The organism is Pseudomonas sp. LBUM1663 (assembly GCF_059695905.1).
The window spans coordinates 6,408,207-6,430,145 of the sequence record NZ_CP166792.1; the positions used below are offsets into that span (position 1 = coordinate 6,408,207).

The window sequence follows — 21,939 nt, forward strand, 5'->3', positions numbered from 1 at the left end:
ACTTCCCTCAATCGGTCCGACGGATACGCACAACAACAGTGCGTAGCCGTCCGTCCACATGCGCGAAAAGCGTGCATCCCTGCTGTCGGAATTGACTATAGACACTGCGTGATACACTGCCCGCCATTGTTGACAGGACATTTCCCATGCTCGCACCCAAAGACTTCCTCGACGCCCTGACCGGCACCGCCTCCCGCCTCTTCAGCGGCGAAACCCCGTTGCCGAAAAGCGAAATCGAAAGCCAGTTCAAAGCGTTGTTGCAGAGCGGCTTCAGCAAGCTGGATCTGGTGAGCCGTGAAGAGTTTGATAGTCAGATGGTTGTGCTGGCGCGGACTCGGGCGCGGCTGGAAAGCCTCGAAGCGAAGGTTGCAGAGCTGGAAGCGAAGCTCAATCCCCCAACCGAATAACCCATCTGACAATGCAATCCCCTGTGGGAGCGAGCCTGCTCGCGAATAGCGTCACCTCGGTCTCCAGCCATCCCACACTGGACAGACCAACCCTGTAGGACCTGCCAAAAGCTGCGATCGTTTGATCTGCCGCCCCGCCACCATCTCGGCAACGTCCTACAAAGATCACCACCGCCGTCCGATAGCGTCGTGAAGCCCAGGCTCCTAAGCTCATCCCCAGCTGAACATTCAGCACTGGGTTTGGCGACCTGGAAGACCCCGACGCACCGCGACCACATTCGACCGAGGAGTTTATTCCCATCTCGAATTATGGCGGCTATGCGTGGGAGACCTTCGGGTCTGCCGGTTCTCGGGCGTCACCGGTTCGCCAACCCGCGCATAGCTGCCACCTTTTTCGTTTGGCGACGATCAGAGGCAGTTTTCTTCACTCGACCCCGAGAACTGCACCATGAATGAAAACTATCTAATCCCTCACGTCTTCACCCGCCACAAACTCCACCTCCACGCGCTTTTGATCGAAAACCAGCCTTGGTTCAGCGCCCGAGACCTAGGCCGTCTGCTTCGCCTTTTCCTCGACGAACGCGCCGTCCGAAAACTCGATCCCGATCAACATCAAACCGCACGAGTCGTCATCCACGGCACCCTCGAAAATACCCTGCTGATCAGCGAATCCGGCGTCTACGCCCTGCTCGTCTACCACTACTGCCCCGAATACCGAGGCCTGCGCGAATGGCTGACCCACGACGTCGTACCCGCCCTCAGAGACGCCCAACAACCGACGTCAAGCGAACGCCCGGTACTGAGCCTGCTGAACTGGCCAGAGATGTCGCTGAGTTTGCTGCACTGGAATAACCAGCCGTGGATCCGGCTGCAGGATGTTCCGCAGATGCTGGTGGATGGTGAACGGACGCAACGTGCGGTCAATGTACCGTGGTGGAAGCGTGCTTCGCGGAAGCTGCAATCGCGTTAAGTGGCTAAAGCGCGACCACGTCCGATTTCGGCTTTGCGCAGATCGTAAGTCAATTGCAGGTTCAGCCAGAACTCGGGCGCGGTGTTCAGGAAGCCAGATAGCTTCCCCGGTAGATCAACACTGACACAACGCTGCTGCATCACGATTTCGTTGACCACTTTTAACGTTTCGTTCAACGAACGGGCGAAAGCCGACTCTGAAATGCCCAACGGATCAAGAAACTCCTCCTGAAGAATTGCGCCAGGATGAACCGGTCGCATTCCATTACCGTTCATTTTCCTCTCCGAAGTCAGCGATCAATTAATGATCATAAGCAGCCCTGCCAGACAGACAAGAGCGCTCACACACTTTCACCGGGGTCCTTCATTGATCTAGGCAAGGTCCTACAAAAACCTCATCCCGCGACTGATTACATCGGCAATCCGCACTCGCTTACGCTTGATCACCAGAAAGACACTCGCAACATCCAGTGAAAGTTTGTCGCTTCATTCGTAACGCCGAAAAACAACACCCCGACTACCCTTCAAAAAACCGCAGGAAGCGGTCCCCGTAAAGATCAAGGAACGACCATGTCCCTCTCCATCGTCCACAGCCGCGCCCAGATTGGCGTGGATGCGCCCGCCGTTACCGTCGAAGTCCATCTGGCCAACGGCTTGCCGTCCCTGACGATGGTCGGATTGCCCGAAGCGGCTGTTAAGGAAAGCAAGGACCGGGTGCGCAGCGCGATCATCAATTCAGGCCTGCAATTTCCTGCACGGCGTATCACCTTGAATCTCGCTCCCGCTGACCTACCGAAGGACGGCGGACGATTCGATCTGGCGATTGCCTTGGGAATTCTGTCCGCCAGCGTGCAGGTGCCGACGTTGACGCTGGATGACATTGAATGCCTGGGAGAACTGGCACTGTCAGGCGCGGTACGTGCCGTGAGAGGCGTATTGCCGGCTGCGCTGGCAGCTCGCAAGGCCGGACGCTCGTTGATGGTGCCGCGGGCGAACGCCGAGGAGGCGTGCCTGGCATCGGGTTTGAAGGTGTTTGCCGTGGACCACCTGCTGGAAGCCGTTGCGCACTTCAATGGACATACGCCGGTTGAACCCTACGTTTCCAATGGCTTGCTCTACGCCAGCAAACCCTATCCGGACTTGAATGAAGTGCAGGGGCAAATCTCGGCCAAGCGCGCATTGCTGATTGCGGCGGCTGGGGCTCATAACCTGCTATTTAGCGGACCACCGGGGACTGGGAAAACGTTGTTGGCGAGTCGTTTGCCGGGTTTGCTTCCACCGCTCGCCGAAAACGAGGCGCTGGAAGTCGCAGCCATTCAATCCGTCACCAGTTGCGTGCCCTTGAGCCACTGGCCGCAACGACCATTCCGCCAACCCCATCACTCGGCCTCCGGCCCTGCATTGGTGGGTGGCGGATCGAAGCCGCAACCCGGCGAAATCACCCTCGCCCATCATGGCGTGCTGTTCCTCGACGAACTTCCGGAATTCGATCGCAAGGTGTTGGAGGTTTTAAGGGAGCCGCTGGAGTCCGGCCACATCGTGATTTCCCGCGCCAAGGATCGCGTGAGGTTTCCGGCACGCTTTCAATTGGTGGCCGCGATGAACCCGTGTCCCTGTGGATATCTTGGTGAACCCAGCGGCAAATGCAGTTGTACACCGGACATGGTCCAGCGCTATCGGAACAAATTGTCGGGGCCGCTGCTGGATCGGATCGACCTGCACCTGACCGTCGCTCGGGAAGCCACGGCGTTGAATCCTGCGCTCAAACCCGGTGATGACACCGCCACTGCTGCGGAACTGGTCGCCGACGCCCGGGAGCGTCAAAACAAACGCCAAGGCTGTGCCAACGCATTCCTTGATTTGCCAGGGCTGCGTCGACACTGCAAGTTATCCACAACTGACGAAGCGTGGCTGGAAACTGCTTGCGAGCGTTTGACCTTGTCACTCCGGTCGGCCCATCGACTGCTCAAGGTTGCCCGCACGCTGGCAGACCTTGAACAGATCGATGGCATCACCCGCGAACATCTGGCGGAGGCATTGCAGTATCGGCCAAGCACAAACTGACAAGAATCATTCTTTAGTGAGATCAACCAACGGCGTTTGTCGCACCTCAGTCGCCCGCCCACCCTGTATCTCATTCACCCGCTGCATCGCTTTATCCACAGCCCCTTTATCCGCCAGCAAACTGTAATGAATCTGAAACTGCTTCTGCTCTTTAACCCCAATCATCGGCACCAAACCAATCGGCCGTTGATACCGTCGGTTATAGGAAAAACTCGTCCCAGGCTCCAACCCGGTCACATACCCCTGCCCTTGTGTATCCGTGTTCTTCCACAACGAAAACACCGGCAACTGCCGCGTGTTGAACCCAACCGACACCCCCAGGCTCCCGGCCTTGTTATGCAACACAGTCAACGTATCGCCCTTGGCATCGCCATAAGGCACAACGTTGTAAACCGTCTCGTCGTAGTCCTTGGTCGGTGCACGGTAAGTCTGCCAATCCGGCAAATCCCCTTTGGCCTTGTCGTTGAACGGAGACACCTGTTTCACCGGCGCCGCGAAACGCGCGCCCTGTTCCAGAAACGGAGTGCTGAAGTTGCTGTGGTAAAGCGCCTGGTATTCCTTCGGATAGTCGCCGTTGTTGGTCAAGGTGTCATTGAGGGCAAACGCTACGCTGCCGGGCTCAGTGACCAACTCAGTCACCACCGAGAAGTCGACCTTCTTGAATGCCTGTTCTTTAAGCTCGCCGCGCAGGCTGATGGTGTAAGGCGGTTTTTCGTCGATGTGCAGGGTGACTTTACTGGCCGGGATGTTGGCGGCGCGGCCATGCAGGGTCAGCAGTTCACCGTTGTCGATGCCGGGATGGCCGACCCATTCGTAGCCACAGCGGGCGACCAATTCGTTGAAGCCTTCGAGCCAGCCCAGTCCGCCGCGGCCGTTGAGTTCGATGAAGGACGGATTGACCACGTCCTTGACCGGCGAATCCCAGCCCATGCGCACATCGCCGACCGACGCTTGCAGCACGTTCATGCCGCGAGTCGGCACCACCGAGAGTTTCAGCGTGCCGTTATCGATGTCGACGATGCTGACGCCCTCTTGCCGGCCTCCGTGCAAGGTGCGCAGGGTCACGGAGAAAGGTTTGCCGGTTTTGACGCCGAGTTGCTGGCTGGTGATCTGCCAGTTTTGCGCAGCCTTGTCGGTATCGAGCAGCACGTAATCCCAAGCCATGGCGTGGGAGGCAGCGGTCAGCGTACCGAGGGCGACGGCGAATTTGAGCGGGGTCATGAGGAAAGCCTTTCTTGGAGTTGTGCATTTTTATAGCGCTGATGAAACGATTCAGCAAGCTTAAAAAAGCGGACCTCCGGGCCTTCCCAAATCAATTCACATTGACCTCATGCAACCTCCGCACACTTACGCTAGTCTCATACGGTTTTGGACCTCCGCTGATTGACGGCGACATCATAATGCCATTAAGGTCGCCAGCTAATTGCAGGAGCAAGAACAGACGTCTTTGTCTGTCATTTTTGCGCAACGGAACATATGGAGTTTGAATGCGCGGGGCACTATTACGCAGCGGTAAGAGCGGGTCATTCACAGCCCTGGGCGAAACAGGTCAACCGGTCTACCGGGCAGCCCTGCAATTGCGCGAAGCCATTCGCCGCAAGAACCCCGAGATGGTCGATCACCTGGCCATTCCTCAAAGCGATGAACTCGGCAACCAGATCGATTGGTACAGCGGTCTCGAAGGCGATGTGATCCCTTGGAGCAGCGCGACCGAAGAAGAACGCGCGCCAGCCCGTCGCCAACTTGAAGCCCTGAAGACTGCGCTCGATGAATTGAGCCAGCGTTTCCTGGGCACGGACCCGGCCGAACGGCAGCAAGGCGACAAAGCCGTGTTCGGCAAGCTGCTCAAGCGTGTGATTCATTTCCCCGACGAAAACTTCGTCTACCTGGTGCAAGGCAAACCGGTGCTGACCTTCTGGGGTTTCGAGCACGCCGGTACCGGCAATCGCGATCCCCTGCACTGCCTTTATCAGGTTCCGCCTGTGTTCACGCTGCCCCCCGTGGTCGAAGAACCGGTGGTGGCGCCCGTCGTGCCGGTGGTGGCTCGTCCGTGGTGGCGTCGCTGGTGGTGGCTGTTGCTGCTGCCGTTTCTGTTGCTGCTGTTGTGGCTGTTGCTCGGCCTGCGCGGGTGCGTGCCGATTCCGTTGGTGGCGGTGGACTTGCTGCCTGAGGGCATCGTGCCGATGGAAAAACAGCTGGAAGAGCCGCAACTGACCGGCAATGCCACAACGCTGAATGGCGTTCCCGTAACCGGCACGGTCGCAGGTTCCACCACAGGCACCGCCGTGACCGGCACCCATGGCGTAGAAGCTCCAGCCGTCACCGGTAACGAAGCTGATGCCGCGACCGCCGACGTGACCCAAGACCCGGCCGCCGAATCACCAACAGCGCCAATCACGCCAACCGCGCCCCCCGAAAATAAAACCGAGGCGCCGTCTGCCACCACACCGCCCGACGCGCAAAAATCCGCCGCCGCAAAACCGGGTCCGGCCCTGAGCATTCCGCCTGACGCCGCCGACGGCGCGGCCAAGTTCCTCGACGGTCAGTACCGCGCCGGTGCCGGCATTCAGGATCGCCGGACCGGCAAACCGCTGCGCCTGGAATACCAGCTCAAGGACGGTAAGGGCGAAGTCACCGTACACCAGGCCGACGGCACGAAGTGCAGCGGGCCGGTGAGCGCTACCATGAAGGGTGGCAGCCTCGCCATCGACAGCCAGGGCCAGGCCGTGTGCGGCGATGGCAGCACTTACGACATGCCCAAGGTCAACTGCCGCAAAGGGGCGACCACGGTCGCGGACTGCACCGGCGGTTACGGAAAAGATCAATTCCCCATGTCCATGCGGCAAATGGGCGAATAAGACTGGAATAACCCGACATGTTGCCTGAAGTCACCCAATTCGAAGACACCGTCACGCTCGTCAGTGACACCGGTATCCAGTTCATGGATTTCGCCCTGCGCCTGGATCCTCGCAAGGAACCGGCGGGCGAGTTCGCGCCGATGATCAGCGGGCTGATCTGCCGGCTGATGTACAACGAAGAGAAAGACTTCTACTTCTACGAGCCCGAACCGGAGAAGGTCGAGAAGGCCAAACCGGCATTCAGCGTCGACATGAAAAGCAGCCTCGAGCTGCTGGACGGTGTCTGGCTGCCGACGCCGTTTTTCCGTTTCATGCCGCCGCATCGCTTCGACGAAGGCCCGACCAACTGGTCGCGCATGCGCCTGGTGAAACTGGCCACGCCAGACATCGATGGCAACACCCATCGCCTGACGATGGCGTTCGACAGCCGTGTCATGCCCAAGCGTGACGGCACTGCCTACCTGGCACCGAACGAAGAAGACATCAGCTCTGGCGTGTCCTTCAAGCTGGCGACCAAGGCCAGCGAAACCCGTTGGTTCCTGGCCCAGCCGTGGGTCAATGAATGGCTGCTGGAAGTGTTCAACGAGGGCAACGCCCATCGTTCACGCGAAGAGCTGGACATAGACATCCGCGCCAACCATCACCTTGCGCACTACCTCAACCTGCTGAGCCTGTTGAGCACGCCGTCCGCGGCAGCGCAGTCGACCGCCAGGCCGAAGGTGGAAATCCCTGAGCTGAAAGTGGTCGCCAACGACAGCAATGGCCTGGTCAAACCGATTCCGGTGGACCTGGTGCTGGACGTCGGCAACTCGCGCACCTGCGGCATCCTGATCGAGAACCACGGTCAGGCCGGTTCCGGGCTGAAGCAGAATTACGTGCTGGAACTGCGCGACCTGATCACCCCCGAACACACCTACAACCTGCCGTTCGAAAGCCGCGTGGAGTTTGCCCAGGCGTATTTCGGCAAGGACCACTGCTCGGTCAAGAGCGGTCGTCACGATGCGTTCCAGTGGGCGACGATTGCCCGGGTCGGCAACGAGGCCAGCCGCCTGGCCAGCCGCCGTCGCGGCACCGAAGGCTCGACGGGGCTGTCCAGCCCGAAACGTTACCTGTGGGACGAAAACGCCTACGGTCACGGCTGGCGTTTCAACTGTTCCTACATCAAGACCGACAACGAGCCTTACGCCACCGCCGCACCGTTCTCGCACCTGATCAATGAAACCGGCGAGGCACTTTACAGCCTCGAAGAAGACGATCGCCTGCCGGTGTTCATGCCGCGTTACTCGCGCAGCTCGCTGATGACGTTCATGCTCGCCGAGGTGCTGGCCCAGGCGCTGTCGCAAATCAACAGCCCGGCCCAACGCTCGCGCCAGGGGCACACCCGCGTGCCGCGCCAGCTCAACAGCATCACCCTGACCGTGCCGCCGGGCATGCCCCAGGCTGAGCGCAGCATCCTCAACGAACGCATGCAGCAGGCCATTGGCCTGGTGTGGAAAAGCCTCGGCTGGCACGCCGGCGAGGAAGACCCGCATCAGGATCAGGCCGTCAGCCCGCGCACGCCGATCCCGAGCATCCGCGTGGAATGGGACGAAGCCTCCTGCGGCCAGTTGGTGTACCTGTACACCGAGGTCAACGAGAACTTCGCCGGTCACCCGGAAGAGTTTTTCGACACCATCGCCCGCCCGGACAAAACCGATCGCGAACGCATCACCCTGGCGACCATCGACATCGGCGGCGGCACCACCGACCTGGTCATCACCGACTATCGCCTCGACCGCGCCGGCAACACCGGCAGCGGCAGCAACGTGCACATCGTGCCCGAGCAGCGTTTTCGCGATGGCTTCAAAGTGGCCGGCGACGACATCCTGCTGGACGTGATTCAGGACTTCATCCTGCCGAGCTTCGAGAAAGCCTTGCAGAACGCCGGCGTAAAAGCCCCGGATTCGCTGATGTCGCGGCTGTGCGGCGACGAATCGGTCAGCGCTCAGGACATGATCCTGCGCCAGCAACTGAACCTGCAGGTGTTCGCGCCGCTGGGCCTGGCGTTGCTCAAGGCCTACGAGCATTACGATCCGCAGGTCCCGCAGGAAGTCACCCCGCAAAGCTACCGCCAGTTGCTGGGCGACAACGCGATCAGCCAGACCGTCCTCGACTACGTCAACGCCGCCGTGCGCCGTGATGTCGGTGGTCAGAGCGGTTTCGACCTGTACGAAGCGCTGATCGGCTTCGACCTGCAAAAGCTCCACGCCGCATTCCTCAACGATCAGATCAACATCACCAAGATCCTCGGCGCGCTCTGTGAAGTGGTCGCGCATTATCCGTGCGACGTCCTGTTGCTGACCGGCCGCCCTTCGCGCTTGCCCGGCATTCAGGCGTTTATCCGCAAGGTGCTGCCGCTGCCACCGGGGCGCATTCTGGCGCTGCAAAACTACCGCACCGGCGGCTGGTATCCGTTCCACAAGAACGGCCGGATCGACGACCCGAAAAGCACCGCCTCGGTGGGCGCCATGCTGTGCCTGTTGTGCGCCAACCACAGCGTGCCGAACTTCTACTTCCGTTCTTCGGCGCTCAAGCCGTATTCGACGGTCAAGCACATCGGCGTGATCGACCTGAACAACGTGATCAAGGACGCCGACGTGCTGTACCGCGACATCCAGTCCGAAGACTACAAAATCAAGTTGCCGGAAATCGGCACGGGCGATGACGCTGACACGCCGCAACTGGAAATGCGCGGCGATCTGCGCCTCGGCTTCCGCCAGTTGGCTGCCGACCGCTGGGCCGCTTCGCCCTTGTACACACTGCGTTTCACCAAGGCCGGCCGGGAAAAGTTCTCCCGGGCGATTGGGGAAAACGGCAGTGCACCGCTGCTCAAGGTGCGCTTCGAAGTCAAAGCGGCTGACAAGTACACGCGCAAGCAGGATCTGGTCAGCGACCGCCTCTCGGTTCGCGACATCGAATCCAACAGTAACAACGTCAACTTCAACCCGCGCAGCGACCTCGAGCTGGAACTCAACACCATGCTCGACGCCGGCCTGAGCGAGACCAAGTACTGGCTCGACAGTGGAAGTGTGAAACGCAAATGAATGACCTGACCCCCGAACAAACTCAGCTTTCAGCCCGTTGGGCCGCTGTTTATGAAGGTGCCGGTCAGGCGCTGGAATGGATTGGCCAGACACGCGGTAACGCGCCACGGCTGGACAGCGAAGCCGACAACCTGAACATCCGTCTGCACCGCGCCCGCAACCTGGCTCACAGCCTCGGTCGCGTGGCCTGCACGCCGATGACCATTGGCTTTTTCGGCCTGTCCCAAGCCGGCAAGTCCTACCTGATCTCGGCGCTTGCGGCCGGTCAGAACGGCAAACTGGAAACCGATTTCGGTGGCCAGCGCCTGGACTTCATCAAGCACATCAACCCGGTGGGTGGCGGCAAGGAAGCCACCGGCCTGGTGACGCGCTTCAGCCGCCGCGCCACGCCGAGCCAGGATCCGCAATTCCCGGTCGAGCTGACGCTGTTCAAGGAAATCGAGCTGGCGAAGATTCTCGCCAACTCGTGGTTCAAGGACTTCGACCTTGAGCGGATCTCCTACGAAATCGACGAGGAGCGCATCCAGCGCGTGCTGAAACCGTTTGAAGGGCGCGAGACCGGGCCGCTGCAACCGGGCGTCAGTGCCGACGATCTGGTGTCGCTGTGGGATTACCTGCGGGACAACTTCCGCAACTCGGTGAAGAAGCTTGAGCACCTGTATTGGCCGACGGCGTTGCAACTGGCACCACGCCTGAATTTCCAGGAGCGTGCCGAGCTGTTCTCCATCCTCTGGGGTGAGCAGAGCGAGCTAACGCGCGTTTACCAGCAATTGGCCGGCGCGCTGCACAAGCTGGGCTTGCCGGAGACCGTGTTCGCGCCACTGAAGGCCTTGGTGAGTTTCGAAAACGACACCTACAGCCAACGCGACAGCATCATGAACGTCGACATACTCGAGCGCTTCGGCAGCCCGCAGGACTTGCCGATCGATGTGCGGCCCCGGGTCGACGGACGCCTGCAAAACAGTCAGGGCATCCCGGTCGCGCAACTGGCGGCACTGACCGCCGAGATGACTTTCGGTTTGATCGAAGCCCCGGCGGACGACATCGTCAACCAGGTCGACTTGCTGGACTTCCCCGGTTATCGCGGGCGCAAGAAGCTGCACGAGATCGCCAACTCCAGTGACCCGGAATCCGCCACCAAGGACAACTCCGTCTCGCAGTTGATTCTGCGTGGCAAGGTCGCTTACCTGTTCGAACGCTACACCGACAACCAGGAAATGAACGCGCTGGTGGTCTGCACCGGCTCGACCAAACAGAGCGACGTCAACGACGTCGGCCCGGTGCTGACGCGCTGGATCGAGAAGACCCAAGGCGCCGACGCGGCCGCTCGCAGCAAACGCGACACTGGCCTGATCTGGGCGCTGACCATGCTCGACCTGCGCATCACCAACTCCCTGAGCCTGACGCCTGATCAGTACGACGAGAGCTGGAACGGCATGGTCAAGCTGACCATGCTCGAACGCTTCGGCAGCCTGAGCTGGATGAACGACTGGGCCGGCACGCCGTTCCAGAACACCTTCCTGGTGCGCAAACCGCGCATGGACGCGGCGTTCATCGTGCAAGACGCCAGCGGCGCCGAAACCGGCCTCAACCCCAGCTACCTGGAGCGCGTCGACGCCCTGGGCACAAGCTTTGCCGGCAACGAGCTGGTGTGCAAACACATCAATAATCCCGCCAATGCCTGGAAAGAGATGCTGCGCAACGATGACGGTGGCATTAGCCATTTCAGCGGCAGCTTCAAGGGCGTGGCCAACATCGAATTCAAACTGCAACGCATCCGCGAGCAGTTGAACGAATGCCTTGAGGGCCTGACCACTCACGGCCTGAGCACCTGGTATCACGCCGACGGTGACGGCGCCGCAGCGGCGAAGAAAGCCCAAGCGCAGATGATTCTGACAGGCCTGGGCCGTCGTCCGGCGGTGCTCGGTGAGTTCATCGATGAACTCGACATGCCCAGCGAATCGGTGCGCGACCTGTACCTCAGCGGTGTGTACGAAACCGACGACGCCCCCGCCGCCAGCGATGAGCCGGCTGCGCCGACCCCGAGCCAGAGCCTGTACGGCAACGACGCCGGGTTCGACTTCGATTTCGGCGACGACCTGAGCCACGAAGCGCCGGTCAGCAGCAAAACCGGCACCCCGGCGCCGGAACTGCAAAGCAACGAACACCGCTTCGCCAAAGCCGCGTTCAAGGCCTGGATTGCACACCTGCGCGAACTGACCACCCGGCAAAGCCTGCTCACCCTGCTGGGGCTGGAAAAAGCGTTGATCGAAGCGGTGGTCGACGAATTGATCACCGCCGGTTATCGCCAGGACTTGCCCGGCCAACTGAGCCGTGCGGTGCTCAAGCGTGCACAAAGCGGCGCTCGGCGCGATCAACTGGTCGAACGCCAAGTGCTGGAAGTGCAACGCGTGCTGCGCGATTTCGTGTCCTGGTTCGGCTACCTGCAGAAACCGGTCAACGAGCGCCCGAACAGCCGTGCCGGTGCCAAGGCGCCGTTGTTCTCGTTCTATACCGACATCGGTCCGGGACAAGTGCCGGTGTTGCCGCCGCAACCGGCGAACCAGGCGCAGCGGTATCTGGGCGACTGGCTCTCGGGCCTGGCCTACATCACGCAGGACAACGCCGGCCATGGTGCCGGTCGCGAAATCACCCCTGAACAGAATGAACGGCTGGGCCATGTGCTCACAGCCTTCACAGCGAGATAAGCAATGCCAATTCGTGTCGACCTGCTCGCCTTAGAACCCAACGTGCCTGGCCAGGCGTGCCTCACTGTGAAGAAATGGCAGGGTGGCGAAGAACAGCTGGAGTTTTCCATTCAGCGTAACCAGGACGGTTTCTACCTCCAGGATCAGAAGGCCTGGAGCAACAATCCATTCTGGTTCAAGGTCTCGCGCTTCAGCGTTGCAGCCAGTGGTGAAGCCCTTGAAGCCCAGGTCGGCCCGGAAGTGGTCGATCCGTTGCTCGAAGGCGGCGCCAATTCGCAATTCATGATCGAGCTACGCGAACAGAGCCAAGGGCACACCGACAAAGGTGTGGTCCGGCCAGGCGTCGGGTTGCTGCCGTCCACGGCCGGTGGCCAGACGCGTTCGACTTACGGTGGCGCGGAGTTGACTGCACCTGCTGCACCGGAACCCGAAATTCCAGAGCTGCCGGAATTGGTCCTGAACACCGCCGAGCCAGAAATCGAACTGGAATCGGTGCCCAACGAACCCGCTTACACCCCGCCTCCGACCCCGGTGAAGAAAAGCCACAAAGGCCTCATCGGCCTCGCGCTCGTCGTGCTGTTGCTGGTGGCAGCAGCGGCCGGGTTCTGGTTCTACAAACGCACTCCGGCCCCCGCCCCGGCCATCGCTGCCGCCGCACCGGCGGGTGCCGACGCACAAGCCTGCACCCTCGACAGCATGAACAGCCTGCCCGAGCTGACCTTCGTCCAGACCTGCATCAAGGCCGCACCCGATAGCGCCAAGTTGCTGGAGATCATCAACGAAGCCAAGGCCGGCAAGCACTGCGGTGTTGCCCAGCGTCTGTACGCCAACCGGGCCCAGGCCGGTGACGCGCTGATCGCCAATGCCTATGCCCGCGAGTACGACCCGAAATACCTGAAAGCCAGTGAGTGCTTCCCGGTCGCGGACAATGCCACCGCCGCCTACTGGTACGAAACCATCCTGACCCAGGACCCGAACAACGCCGAAGCCAAGCAGCGCTTCGAGGAGTTGCAGAAGTGATGCGTTCGCCCCTGAGTCGTTTCCTGCTGAGCAGCGCCGCGCTGTTGGCGCTGTGCATCAGCCCGCTGTCCCGGGCCGATGACAAACCGCTGATCCAGGCTGGCAAGAAAACCCTGTTCCAGCGCGTGCTGACCACACCGGGCTGCAAACTCAGCCCAACGGCAGGCGGCGCGGCAGGCGATGCGCAACCGGTGTTCAGCCGTTTCTATGTATACGAGCGCGCCCAGGCGGCCAATGCCGAGTGGCTCAAAGTCGGCCCCGACAGTTACGGCAAAACCATTGGCTGGTTGCCGGCGAGTTGCACCACCGACTGGAAGATGCAGCTGACACTGGCGTTCACCAACCCGGCCAACCGCGACCGGCTGCTGTTCTTCAAGGACCGCGCCACGGTCGAGGGCATCCTTGATGCGCCGGACCCGGTGAGCAAAGTCGCCCCGCTGCGGGCCACGCTGAAAAAGGGCAAGCAAGCACCGGGCGTGCTCGCCGAAGAACCTGAATACTTCGTCGACCTGCAAAAGCAGTTCTACCTGCTGCCGGTCCTCAGCGGCGAAGAAGTCATGACCGAAGGCGGTTTCCGCACGCGTTTGCTCAACGTGGCGTCGGTCAGTAAACCGGATGACAAGAACGCCAAGGGCGGTGCTGCCAACAGCGCGGCCGGCGGCAAGGAAGCCGAGGACAAAGCGGCCAGCCAGCTGAAGGAATTCAGTGCGGCGGTGGTGTTTGTCATCGACTCGACGATCTCGATGGACCCTTACATCGACCGCACCCGCGAGGCGATCCGCAAGGTCTATCAGCAGATCGAATCGCAGAACCTCGGCAAGCAGGTCAAGTTCGGCCTGGTGGCGTTCCGCTCCAGCACCCAAGCGGTGCCTGGGCTGGAATACACCACCAAGATGTACGCCGACCCGACTCAGGTGAAGGACAGCTCCGACTTCCTCGCCAAAGTTGCCGACCTCAAACAGGCCAAAGTATCGAGCAGCAGTTTCGATGAAGACGCCTTTGCCGGTGTCATGGAAAGCATCGACAAGGTCGACTGGAGCCAGTTCGGCGCACGCTACGTGGTGTTGATCACCGACGCCGGCGCCATCGAAGGCGACGACAAGCTGTCGAAAACCGGTTTGAGCGCCTCGCAGGTTCGCCTCGAAGCCGCTAATCCCGGCGTAGCGATTTACACGCTGCACCTGAAAACCCCAGCCGGGATCAAGGACCACGCCAAGGCCGAGGCGCAGTATCAGAACCTGTCGACCTACCCGGGCACCAACACCTCGCTGTATTACCCGGTGAACGCGGGTGACATTCAGGAGTTCGGGCGCAAGGTGGATTCGCTGGCCACTGCGATCACTTCCCAAGTGAAAGCCGCCTACATGGGCGAAGACGCCATCGGCAGTGCGGTGAATGCCAAGCAGGACCCGGCCGAGAAGAAAATGCTCGAAGACGCGGCGCTGATCGGCCACGCCATGCAACTCGCCTATCTGGGCGAAAAGACCAACAGCAAGGCGCCGCCGGTGTTCAAGGCGTGGATCACCGACCGTGACCTGATCAAGCAGAACGTCCCGACCACCGACGTGCGGGTGTTGCTGACCAAATCCCAGCTCAGCGACTTGAGCGACGTGATGAAGCAGATCCTCGACGCGGCCAACGAAGGCCTTATCTCGCCGACGGAAATGTTCGACCGCCTGCGCTCGGTGGCCGCCACCATGGGTGCCGACCCGAACCAGCTCAAGCAGAACGGCAACGCAAAACTGGCGGACATGGGCGTGCTCGGCGAGTACCTCGAAGACCTGCCGTACCAGAGCGAAGTGCTGAACCTGGACGAAGAAACCTGGAAAAGCTGGGATGGCCTGGCGCAGGAGAAATTCATCCGCACGCTCAATACCAAACTGCGGCACTACCAGCGCTACAACGCTGACGTTGACCGTTGGGTGGCGTTAGCCAAGGACAGCGATGCACGGGACAACGTGTACCCCGTGCCACTGGAAATGATGCCTTAACGAGACGCCGATGCTCGATATCAAGAACCTGCTGGTGCGCCGTGGTGAAGGCGCGCTGGCCCATCACGTGCGCCTGCCTCGCTTGCAGATCGGTGCCGGGGAAATCCTCGCCATCACTGGCGAGAGCGGCAGCGGCAAAAGCACCTTGCTCGAAGCCATCGGCCTGTTACTGGCGCCGGTCGAACTCGAGCGTTTTCGGCTGGGCGCAACGCAGGATCAAGACATCGCGCAATTGCTGGCCACCGATGACCAGCCTGCCTTGGCGGCGGTGCGTTCGCGGCACTTGGGGTTCATTTTGCAAAGCGGCGGTTTGCTGCCGTTTTTGAACGTGCGCGACAACATCAGCCTGCCGCGCCGCTTGCTCGGCATGCCGGTAAAGAGCGCGCACATCGATCACGCGGTTGAGGTGCTGCGCCTGCAAGGCTTGCTGGATAAACAGCCTCAAGCGCTGTCGATCGGTGAGCGCCAGCGCGTGGCCTGCGTGCGGGCGATTGCCCATGAACCGCTGCTGCTGTTGGCCGACGAGCCCACCGCTGCACTTGATCCACACAGCGCCCGGCGGTTGTTCGAATTGTTGATGAGTCTGGTGTCGAGCATGGGCTTGAGTGCGCTCGTTGTGTCCCATGACTGGGCCCTGCTGAAGGATTTCGGCTTGCCGCGACTCGGCGCTATCAGCCGTCAGGGAGAGACTCTGTTTGAACCGATGGACTGACCGCTTGCGCCTGCTCGGAATGCTGGCCCTGCAAGACCTCTGGCACGATCGTAAGGTGTCGTTGTGCATCGCCGCCTCCTTGGTGGCGGTGATCGCGCCGCTGTTGCTGCTGTTCGGCCTCAAACACGGCGTGGTCAGCCAGTTGCAGGACGAACTGCTGCGCGACCCGCGCAACCTTGAAGTGAAAATGCTCAGCAACGGCAACTACGACAGCGCCTGGATCGAGCGGGTGCGCCAGCGTCCCGAGACCGGTTTTGCCCTCGGCCAGACCCGCTCGCTCAACACCCAGGCAGACTTGCTGATGGGCATGCAACGGTTTGTCGAAGGCGCGGAAATCATCGCCACGGAACCCGGCGACCCGCAGCTGAACCTGCCGCAACTCAACCCCACCGGCGATCAAGTGATCCTCAGCGCCCGCGCTGCGCAACGCTTGCAGGCCAAGGCCGGCGACCGCGTGCAACTGCGCGTGTTGCGCCGACTGGAAGGCGTCAACGAGCGCGGCGAGATGACGCTGACGGTGCTGGCGGTGCTCGACGGTGCGCGTTTCGGTCGCGCGGCCGGGTTCGTTGCCCCGCCGTTGTTGCTGAACCTGGAGCGCTTTCGCGATGGTTATCAGGTCAGCGCATTCGGCATCGAAACCGGCAAGCCGTTGGGCGATCTGCAACCGCTGTACGCCCGCGCCCGCCTCTATGCCCGCGACATCGACCAGGTCGCGCCGCTGGAACGCTGGCTCAACGAACAACACATCGAAACGTCGAGCCGACTGGCCGACATCGACAACGTCAAAGCCATCAACCATGTGCTGGGGCTGATCTTCGGGGTGATTGCCCTGGCTGCGTTGATCGGCTGTGTGGCGTCGATGGTCGGGGCGTTCCTGGCCAACATCGACCGCAAGCGCAAAAGCCTCGCGGTATTGCGTCTGCTGGGTTTCAAGCGCACGGCGGTCGCCGGGTTCGTGGTCTTGCAAGCGTTGGTGCTGAGCCTGGCCGGCTACCTCGGTGGATTGGGGTTTTACGCCGTTGGCAGCCATTTGTTCGACTACCTGCTCGGCAGCAGCCAGGCCACCGGCACCTTCGTTTGCCACATCACACTCTGGCACGGCCTCGCCGCCCTGCTCCTGACCTTTCTGGTCGCTGCACTGGTGGCCGTGATCGGCGCCGTGCGAGCGATCAACATCCAACCTGCGGAGAGTCTGCGTGAGCTATAAACGTTTGGGCTTGCTGTTGCCCCTGAGCCTCGGCTACCTGCTCGACGCTTCGGCGGCGGGCTGGGAAGAGAAGTATTACAACCCGATGCCCGAGGCCAGCGACGTCGTGCTGCCGATGCCGTGCGAAGGCTCGATGGTGTTTCGCAAGGTGTTCATTCCGGTTGCCGGACCGCTTGACGACTACCCGATCAACATCGGTCAGGACGGCGCGGAGTACGGCTATGTCGAACAGACCCGGCCAACGTTCATCGCCGGCAGTTTCACCGGCGCGAAAAATGACAAATCCCGCTACTACCTGATGGCCAAGTACGAGATGAGTCAGCTCCAATACGCCGCGCTGACCGAAGAAACCTGCCCTACCGCCGCCACCAAAATGCGCCTGCCGCAAGTGTCCGTGAGCTGGGTGCAAGCCGTTGAAGCGGCCGACAAATACAACCTGTGGCTGCGCAAAAACGCCGCGGCCAAGCTGCCGAAAGAAGACGGCGCACTGGGTTTCCTGCGCCTGCCGACGGAAGTCGAGTGGGAGTTCGCGGCGCGCGGGGGCCTGGAAGTCGGCGCGGCAGAATTCCGCGATACGCGCTACCCGATGCCCGACGGCATCAACGCCTACGAGTGGTTCGCCGGGGCGCAATCGTCCAACGGCAAACTGCAATTGTCCGGCCTGCAAAAGCCCAATCCATTGGGCCTGCACGACATGCTCGGCAACGTCGACGAGATGATGTTCGAACCGTTCCGCCTCAACAAACTCGACCGCCAGCACGGCCAGGCCGGTGGCTACGTGGTCCGTGGTGGCAACTACCTGACCGCCCAGGCCGACCTGCGCACCGGTTTGCGCAAGGAAGAGCCGTACTACAACGCCGAAGGCCAGGTGAAAAACAAAACCACCGGTATGCGACTGGTGCTGGTGTCGCCGACCCTGACGTCTCGCGAACGTGTCGCCAGCATTGAAAGCAGCTGGAAGAAACTCGGCACCGGCAGCAAGGAAACCGAGTCGGCCGATAAAGGCACCGTTCAGTCGCTGAATACCCTGGCCTCGGGCGTCGAAGACAAGGCGCTCAAGGAAAAGCTTCAGGCGTTGGAAAACCAATTGCGCGCCAGCAACCAGCAGCAGGAAGAAACCCGCGACCAGGCGATCCGCGCCAGCCTCAACCTCGGTGCGTTCCTGTGCACCAAGATGCTCGACGACGGCCAGTACGTGGACTTCCTGCAGAAGAACTACAAGCTCAATTGCGAAAGCGCCGACAAAGACGCCAGCTGCGACATGCGCAAAGGCAAGCTCGACGAGCAGAAGGATCGCCTGCACAAACTCAGCCGTTACTACGCCAGCAGCCTGGTGGAATCGGCGACCTTGTACGGCCAGCCGCTGTTGGAAGCGCAGGTCCCGGTGATGGAAGAAATCATCACCCGCAACAAACAGCTGCAAGAACTCAAACCCTATTTGCGCACCCACTGGGCCAATCAGAAGACCTTCCTGCAAAAGCAAAAGATCGACACCGATGCCTGGCTGACCAGCTGCAAAACCGTCACTCAATAACTTACCTCAACAACAACAGCCAACACCGTCACCAAGGAGTTTCACCATGTCGCGCAGCCTTTGGACTCGCTTCAAGCTTCAGATCGCTTTTGTCCTCACTGGCAGCCTGCTGCTGACCGGTTGTGCCAACACTGGCAGCTCGATGCTCGGTGGCAGCGAGGGTGCCGACCCGCGCCTGACCCAAGGCAATGACGCAGAGTTCTTTAGCAAATCCGGTTACCAGGCCTGTGCGGTCGGCGCCGGTGTCGGCATCCTCGGTTGCGCACTGTCCAATAGCAGCAACAAGGCGGTCTGCGCCATCGCCGCCGGGATTACCGCGTGTGGCGTGGCCATGGGCGCGAACTACTACCTGGATCAACGTCGCAGCGAATACTCCGACACCACCACCCGCTTGGCGAAGATGAACAGCGACGTCGAGCAAGACACCCAGAACGTGATCGCCCGTACCGCGACCGCTCAGCAAGTCATCAATGATGACCAGGCGCAAATCGCCCAGATCAAAAAGGACATCGCCAACAAGAAAGTCGACAAGGCCAAGGCCCAAGTGCAAATCGCCGAGATCGATTCGAACATCGCACGTCTGCGTAAAGACCTCGGCAACATGCGCAACAAGGTCACCGAGTACACCAAAGTGGCGGATGCCGAGCGTGCACAAGGCGCCGGTGCCGAGATCAAGCAGGTGGACATGAACATCATGAAAATGAACCAGAAAGTCGCCGCCCTGCAAAAGGAAGTCGACGGTCTGTACAACCAGCGTTCCGCGATCACCCTGGGTTAAGCACATGACTCTACGACAGCTGGCGGTCCTCACCGCCGTCCTGGCCCTGAGCGGTTGCGCGACGAAGCCGGGCGAATGCGATGCGACCAATCGCGACAGCAGCATGCTGACCAAGATGAACTGCGACTACTCTGGTGGTTATAGCGACCAGGTCAAGCAGAAGGAACTGGCCCTGACCGCGTCCCGTCAGGAAAACGCGATGTTCCGCCAGGTGTACGAGAACATTCAGGCCCAGCAGCTGAGCACCAAGACCGACCTGGCCAGCCAGCAGAAGTCCCAGGCGGCGCTGAACCAGTCACTGGGCCAGTTGTTGACCTCGCTCAAGGCCCGGCATGGCAATGAAAGCCAGGTGCAGAAGCAGATTGCCGGGCTTGAGCAGCAGCTCAAGGCCTCGCAGGCGGCGCCCGTGACCAAGACCTCACCCGCGACACTGGCTGCCAAGCAGGAACAACTGAAGGCCTTGCAGAAGAAAGTGAATCAGCTGCAATTCAGCCTCGGTTACGAAGAGTAACTTTTCACCCCGCAGGCCTGCCGATGGCGGCCTGCACCCTTTTCAGGAATCGTCGTCATGCAGCGGGTCATCAGGGATGCGCAAGCCACACCAGAGGGGATGAGTGCGCTGCAAGCCAAAGTCGCCCTCATCCAGAAACACTTTCCGCCGACCGTCGCCAGCCTCTTCGCCATCCCGCGAATGGGCAGCGGTGATGTGCTGGAATGGTGGACCGAACTGGGTGGTCAACCCACGCCCTATGCCGACCTCAACGAGGACGCGCAACGACGTTTGCTGGAAACCTATGAAGTGCGTCAGACGTCCCTTGGACAGCTGGCGGACGAACTGCAAAAACGCGGTCAGCCCACGGTAGCGGATGACCTGCGCAGCCTGCTCGGCACGCCCGAGCTAGACAAACTCTACAGCCTCAACGGCGAGCCGCTGGTGGTGCGCTGGAACCAGCGTCCACCCAAACCGATCGTGCCGCCGGTGGTTCCGGTGGTGCCGGTCGTACCGCCGTCGCGTCGCGGCTGGTGGATCGCGGCGGCCTTGCTGGCGCTGCTGTTGCTGCTTCTGGCGCTCTGGGCTTACTGGTGGTTTATGCACCGTGAACCCGTCGTCGTGGTCCCACCTGTAGCGCCAGTGGTGACGCCAGTCGAGAAACCGGTCGAGCCTGTTCCCGAGCCTGTCGTGGAACCCGAGCCGGTTCCAGAACCAGAACCGGAACCCGAGCCAGAACCCGTGCCAGAACCGGTACCGGCACCCAAGCCCGTCCCTCCACCCAAACCGGTCGTGGCCGCCCCGCCACCGGCCCCGACGCTGGACAACTTCGCTTGCCGCAAAAAAGCACCGAACGCAGAGATCCCGCAATTTGTGGTGGTGCTCGACACTTCGGGCTCGATGGATTTGAACATCAAGTCAGTGAAAGCCGACGAGGACTGGTTCTTCGGCAATGAGCTGAACAAGTACCTGGACGCGAACCGCACCATGCAGATCTTCGCCAAACCGAGCCGCATGGACGTCGCCAAGGACTCGCTGGCCGGGATGATCAACGGGCTGGACCCGAAGATCGACACGCGCCTCATCACCTTCGCCGGCTGCGAAAGAACGCCGGACCAGGGCGTGTTCAAGTTTGGCGACCGCCAGCGGCTGATCAACGGGATTCAAGGCCTGGTGCCCAACGACGGCACACCGCTGGCCGACAGCCTGGCCCACGCCGCAAGCACCGTCGACGGGCGCAATAACGATGCCGTGATCGTGATGTTCGTCGACGGTGAGGACGGTTGCCAGAAAGACGTGTGCGCCGTGTCCCGCCAAATCGCCAGGGATCAACCGCGGCTGCGGGTCAACGTAGTGAAAATCGGTGCCGGCGGCCCGTCACGTTGCATCGCTGAAAACACCGGCGGCCGGGTTTACAGCAGCACCAATGCGGCGGAGCTGGGCAAACAGTTGAAACTGGCGAGCAAGGAAGTGTCGAGCAATGCCAAGTGTGATTAGTCGTCTGCCCGGGCAAACCCCAGTAACAACGCGGCGACTTCCATGACTTCATCCAGGGCCGCTTCGGCGGCCTTGGATGAAGGCTGCAACAACAAATCATCGGCGTAGCCCATCGCTTGCGCAAAAATCTGCCGCGCTGCCCGCTCGGGTGAAGCGCAGCGAAACACCTCAGTGACGACACCTTGCTCGATGATCTGCGCCAGCATCGCCTGCCATTGGGTGTTGACGACCAGGTAGGCGGCAGCCAGTTCGGCGTCGTGCATCGCTTCATCCCACGCGTCCAGCCACAACGCCCAGCCATCATCGGCGGAGGCCGGCAGGCAATCCTTCAGAAAATCCTGCAACGCCGTCAAAGGTGCAACGCCGACCAGCGGTGCGTGGACTTCTTCCAGCTGCTCGTTGGAAAAACGTATGAAGGCTTCGCGTCGCAACTCCTTCCAGTCCGTGAAGTAGTGATAAACGTGACTGCGTGACAGTCCGGCGTGTTCAGCCAGATCACGGGTAGACACATCAGCGAAACCTTTGCTGCGAAACAGCTCCAGTGCGGCGGCGATGATCTGGTCTTTGCGTTCAGTGCGCGACATTTTGAAATGACCTCGTGGCGCCGGGTAGATGGACGGC

17 protein-coding genes are annotated in these 21,939 nt (G+C 61.0%); 14 read left to right on the forward strand and 3 right to left on the reverse strand.

All coding sequences use genetic code 11. The annotated features are described in order from the left end of the window. The first annotated feature begins 146 nt into the window (after window positions 1–146). Window positions 147–407, forward strand: a complete 261-nt coding sequence (locus ACA075_RS29440) for an accessory factor UbiK family protein (protein ID WP_033060695.1) — start codon at window positions 147–149, stop codon at window positions 405–407. 448 nt (window positions 408–855) lie between these two features. Beyond that, complete coding sequence (locus ACA075_RS29445) at window positions 856–1,377, forward strand: BRO-N domain-containing protein (RefSeq protein ID WP_497296612.1); 522 nt, start codon at window positions 856–858, stop codon at window positions 1,375–1,377. On the opposite strand, the gene ACA075_RS29450 is transcribed toward ACA075_RS29445, so the two are convergent. Further along, window positions 1,374–1,652 carry a HigA family addiction module antitoxin gene (locus ACA075_RS29450; protein ID WP_497296614.1) on the reverse strand — a complete coding sequence of 93 codons (279 nt, stop codon included), beginning with the start codon at window positions 1,650–1,652 and terminating at the stop codon, window positions 1,374–1,376. The two genes, ACA075_RS29445 and ACA075_RS29450, sit on opposite strands and share 4 nt — an antisense overlap. Window positions 1,653–1,946: 294 nt before the next feature. Between ACA075_RS29450 and ACA075_RS29455 the strand changes: the two genes are divergently transcribed. After that, the gene (locus ACA075_RS29455) at window positions 1,947–3,440 is read left to right on the forward strand and encodes a YifB family Mg chelatase-like AAA ATPase (protein ID WP_497296615.1); all 1,494 of its coding nucleotides are present in this window, start codon (window positions 1,947–1,949) and stop codon (window positions 3,438–3,440) included. Window positions 3,441–3,446: 6 nt separating this feature from the next. Here the strand turns inward: ACA075_RS29455 and ACA075_RS29460 are convergent, their stop codons facing one another. After that, window positions 3,447–4,661 carry an aldose 1-epimerase family protein gene (locus tag ACA075_RS29460; protein WP_497296616.1) on the reverse strand — a complete coding sequence of 405 codons (1,215 nt, stop codon included), beginning with the start codon at window positions 4,659–4,661 and terminating at the stop codon, window positions 3,447–3,449. A gap of 266 nt (window positions 4,662–4,927) precedes the next feature. Between ACA075_RS29460 and ACA075_RS29465 the strand changes: the two genes are divergently transcribed. Genes ACA075_RS29465 through ACA075_RS29515 form a run of 11 tightly spaced genes read left to right on the forward strand, consistent with a single transcriptional unit; the run spans window position 4,928 to window position 21,318 of the window. Then, window positions 4,928–6,298, forward strand: coding sequence for an SrfA family protein (locus ACA075_RS29465; protein WP_497296617.1), 1,371 nt, complete (start codon window positions 4,928–4,930; stop codon window positions 6,296–6,298). Between the two features lie 17 nt (window positions 6,299–6,315). Then, window positions 6,316–9,381 carry a virulence factor SrfB gene (locus ACA075_RS29470; protein WP_497296618.1) on the forward strand — a complete coding sequence of 1,022 codons (3,066 nt, stop codon included), beginning with the start codon at window positions 6,316–6,318 and terminating at the stop codon, window positions 9,379–9,381. Then, a complete protein-coding gene (locus tag ACA075_RS29475; protein ID WP_497296619.1) occupies window positions 9,378–12,089 on the forward strand; it encodes a putative virulence factor in 2,712 nt (903 codons plus the stop codon). Before ACA075_RS29470 ends, ACA075_RS29475 begins: the two co-directional genes overlap by 4 nt. Before the next feature lie 3 nt (window positions 12,090–12,092). Then, window positions 12,093–13,109 carry a hypothetical protein gene (locus ACA075_RS29480; RefSeq protein WP_497296620.1) on the forward strand — a complete coding sequence of 339 codons (1,017 nt, stop codon included), beginning with the start codon at window positions 12,093–12,095 and terminating at the stop codon, window positions 13,107–13,109. Continuing rightward, the gene (locus tag ACA075_RS29485) at window positions 13,109–15,100 is read left to right on the forward strand and encodes a vWA domain-containing protein (protein WP_497296621.1); all 1,992 of its coding nucleotides are present in this window, start codon (window positions 13,109–13,111) and stop codon (window positions 15,098–15,100) included. The genes ACA075_RS29480 and ACA075_RS29485 overlap by 1 nt, the downstream gene beginning before the upstream one ends. Before the next feature lie 10 nt (window positions 15,101–15,110). Continuing rightward, window positions 15,111–15,812: an ABC transporter ATP-binding protein gene (locus ACA075_RS29490; RefSeq protein WP_497296622.1), complete on the forward strand. Its 702-nt coding sequence runs from the start codon at window positions 15,111–15,113 to the stop codon at window positions 15,810–15,812. After that, a complete protein-coding gene (locus ACA075_RS29495) occupies window positions 15,796–17,019 on the forward strand; it encodes an ABC transporter permease (RefSeq protein ID WP_497296623.1) in 1,224 nt (407 codons plus the stop codon). The genes ACA075_RS29490 and ACA075_RS29495 overlap by 17 nt, the downstream gene beginning before the upstream one ends. Beyond that, complete coding sequence (locus ACA075_RS29500; protein ID WP_497296624.1) at window positions 17,009–18,553, forward strand: SUMF1/EgtB/PvdO family nonheme iron enzyme; 1,545 nt, start codon at window positions 17,009–17,011, stop codon at window positions 18,551–18,553. The genes ACA075_RS29495 and ACA075_RS29500 overlap by 11 nt, the downstream gene beginning before the upstream one ends. Window positions 18,554–18,599: 46 nt before the next feature. Further along, window positions 18,600–19,331, forward strand: coding sequence for a hypothetical protein (locus tag ACA075_RS29505; RefSeq protein ID WP_497296625.1), 732 nt, complete (start codon window positions 18,600–18,602; stop codon window positions 19,329–19,331). A gap of 4 nt (window positions 19,332–19,335) precedes the next feature. Next, window positions 19,336–19,842 (forward strand): hypothetical protein, encoded by a 507-nt coding sequence (locus tag ACA075_RS29510; RefSeq protein WP_094470009.1) that lies wholly within the window; start codon window positions 19,336–19,338, stop codon window positions 19,840–19,842. Between the two features lie 57 nt (window positions 19,843–19,899). Next, a complete protein-coding gene (locus ACA075_RS29515) occupies window positions 19,900–21,318 on the forward strand; it encodes a vWA domain-containing protein (RefSeq protein WP_497296626.1) in 1,419 nt (472 codons plus the stop codon). Here ACA075_RS29515 and ACA075_RS29520 read toward each other — a convergent pair. After that, window positions 21,315–21,902: a TetR/AcrR family transcriptional regulator gene (locus ACA075_RS29520; RefSeq protein ID WP_497296627.1), complete on the reverse strand. Its 588-nt coding sequence runs from the start codon at window positions 21,900–21,902 to the stop codon at window positions 21,315–21,317. The genes ACA075_RS29515 and ACA075_RS29520 overlap by 4 nt on opposite strands. Between the last annotated feature and the right edge of the window lie 37 nt (window positions 21,903–21,939).

What these genes read in the sequence shown, in the direction of transcription:
- ACA075_RS29440 (WP_033060695.1), top strand. Translation starts at nt 147, where the DNA reads ATGCTCGCACCCAAAGACTTCCTCGACGCCCTGACCGGCACCGCCTCC.
- ACA075_RS29445 (WP_497296612.1), top strand. Translation starts at nt 856, where the DNA reads ATGAATGAAAACTATCTAATCCCTCACGTCTTCACCCGCCACAAACTC.
- ACA075_RS29450 (WP_497296614.1), bottom strand. Translation starts at nt 1,652, where the DNA reads ATGAACGGTAATGGAATGCGACCGGTTCATCCTGGCGCAATTCTTCAG.
- ACA075_RS29455 (WP_497296615.1), top strand. Translation starts at nt 1,947, where the DNA reads ATGTCCCTCTCCATCGTCCACAGCCGCGCCCAGATTGGCGTGGATGCG.
- ACA075_RS29460 (WP_497296616.1), bottom strand. Translation starts at nt 4,661, where the DNA reads ATGACCCCGCTCAAATTCGCCGTCGCCCTCGGTACGCTGACCGCTGCC.
- ACA075_RS29465 (WP_497296617.1), top strand. Translation starts at nt 4,928, where the DNA reads ATGCGCGGGGCACTATTACGCAGCGGTAAGAGCGGGTCATTCACAGCC.
- ACA075_RS29470 (WP_497296618.1), top strand. Translation starts at nt 6,316, where the DNA reads ATGTTGCCTGAAGTCACCCAATTCGAAGACACCGTCACGCTCGTCAGT.
- ACA075_RS29475 (WP_497296619.1), top strand. Translation starts at nt 9,378, where the DNA reads ATGAATGACCTGACCCCCGAACAAACTCAGCTTTCAGCCCGTTGGGCC.
- ACA075_RS29480 (WP_497296620.1), top strand. Translation starts at nt 12,093, where the DNA reads ATGCCAATTCGTGTCGACCTGCTCGCCTTAGAACCCAACGTGCCTGGC.
- ACA075_RS29485 (WP_497296621.1), top strand. Translation starts at nt 13,109, where the DNA reads ATGCGTTCGCCCCTGAGTCGTTTCCTGCTGAGCAGCGCCGCGCTGTTG.
- ACA075_RS29490 (WP_497296622.1), top strand. Translation starts at nt 15,111, where the DNA reads ATGCTCGATATCAAGAACCTGCTGGTGCGCCGTGGTGAAGGCGCGCTG.
- ACA075_RS29505 (WP_497296625.1), top strand. Translation starts at nt 18,600, where the DNA reads ATGTCGCGCAGCCTTTGGACTCGCTTCAAGCTTCAGATCGCTTTTGTC.
- ACA075_RS29510 (WP_094470009.1), top strand. Translation starts at nt 19,336, where the DNA reads ATGACTCTACGACAGCTGGCGGTCCTCACCGCCGTCCTGGCCCTGAGC.
- ACA075_RS29515 (WP_497296626.1), top strand. Translation starts at nt 19,900, where the DNA reads ATGCAGCGGGTCATCAGGGATGCGCAAGCCACACCAGAGGGGATGAGT.
- ACA075_RS29520 (WP_497296627.1), bottom strand. Translation starts at nt 21,902, where the DNA reads ATGTCGCGCACTGAACGCAAAGACCAGATCATCGCCGCCGCACTGGAG.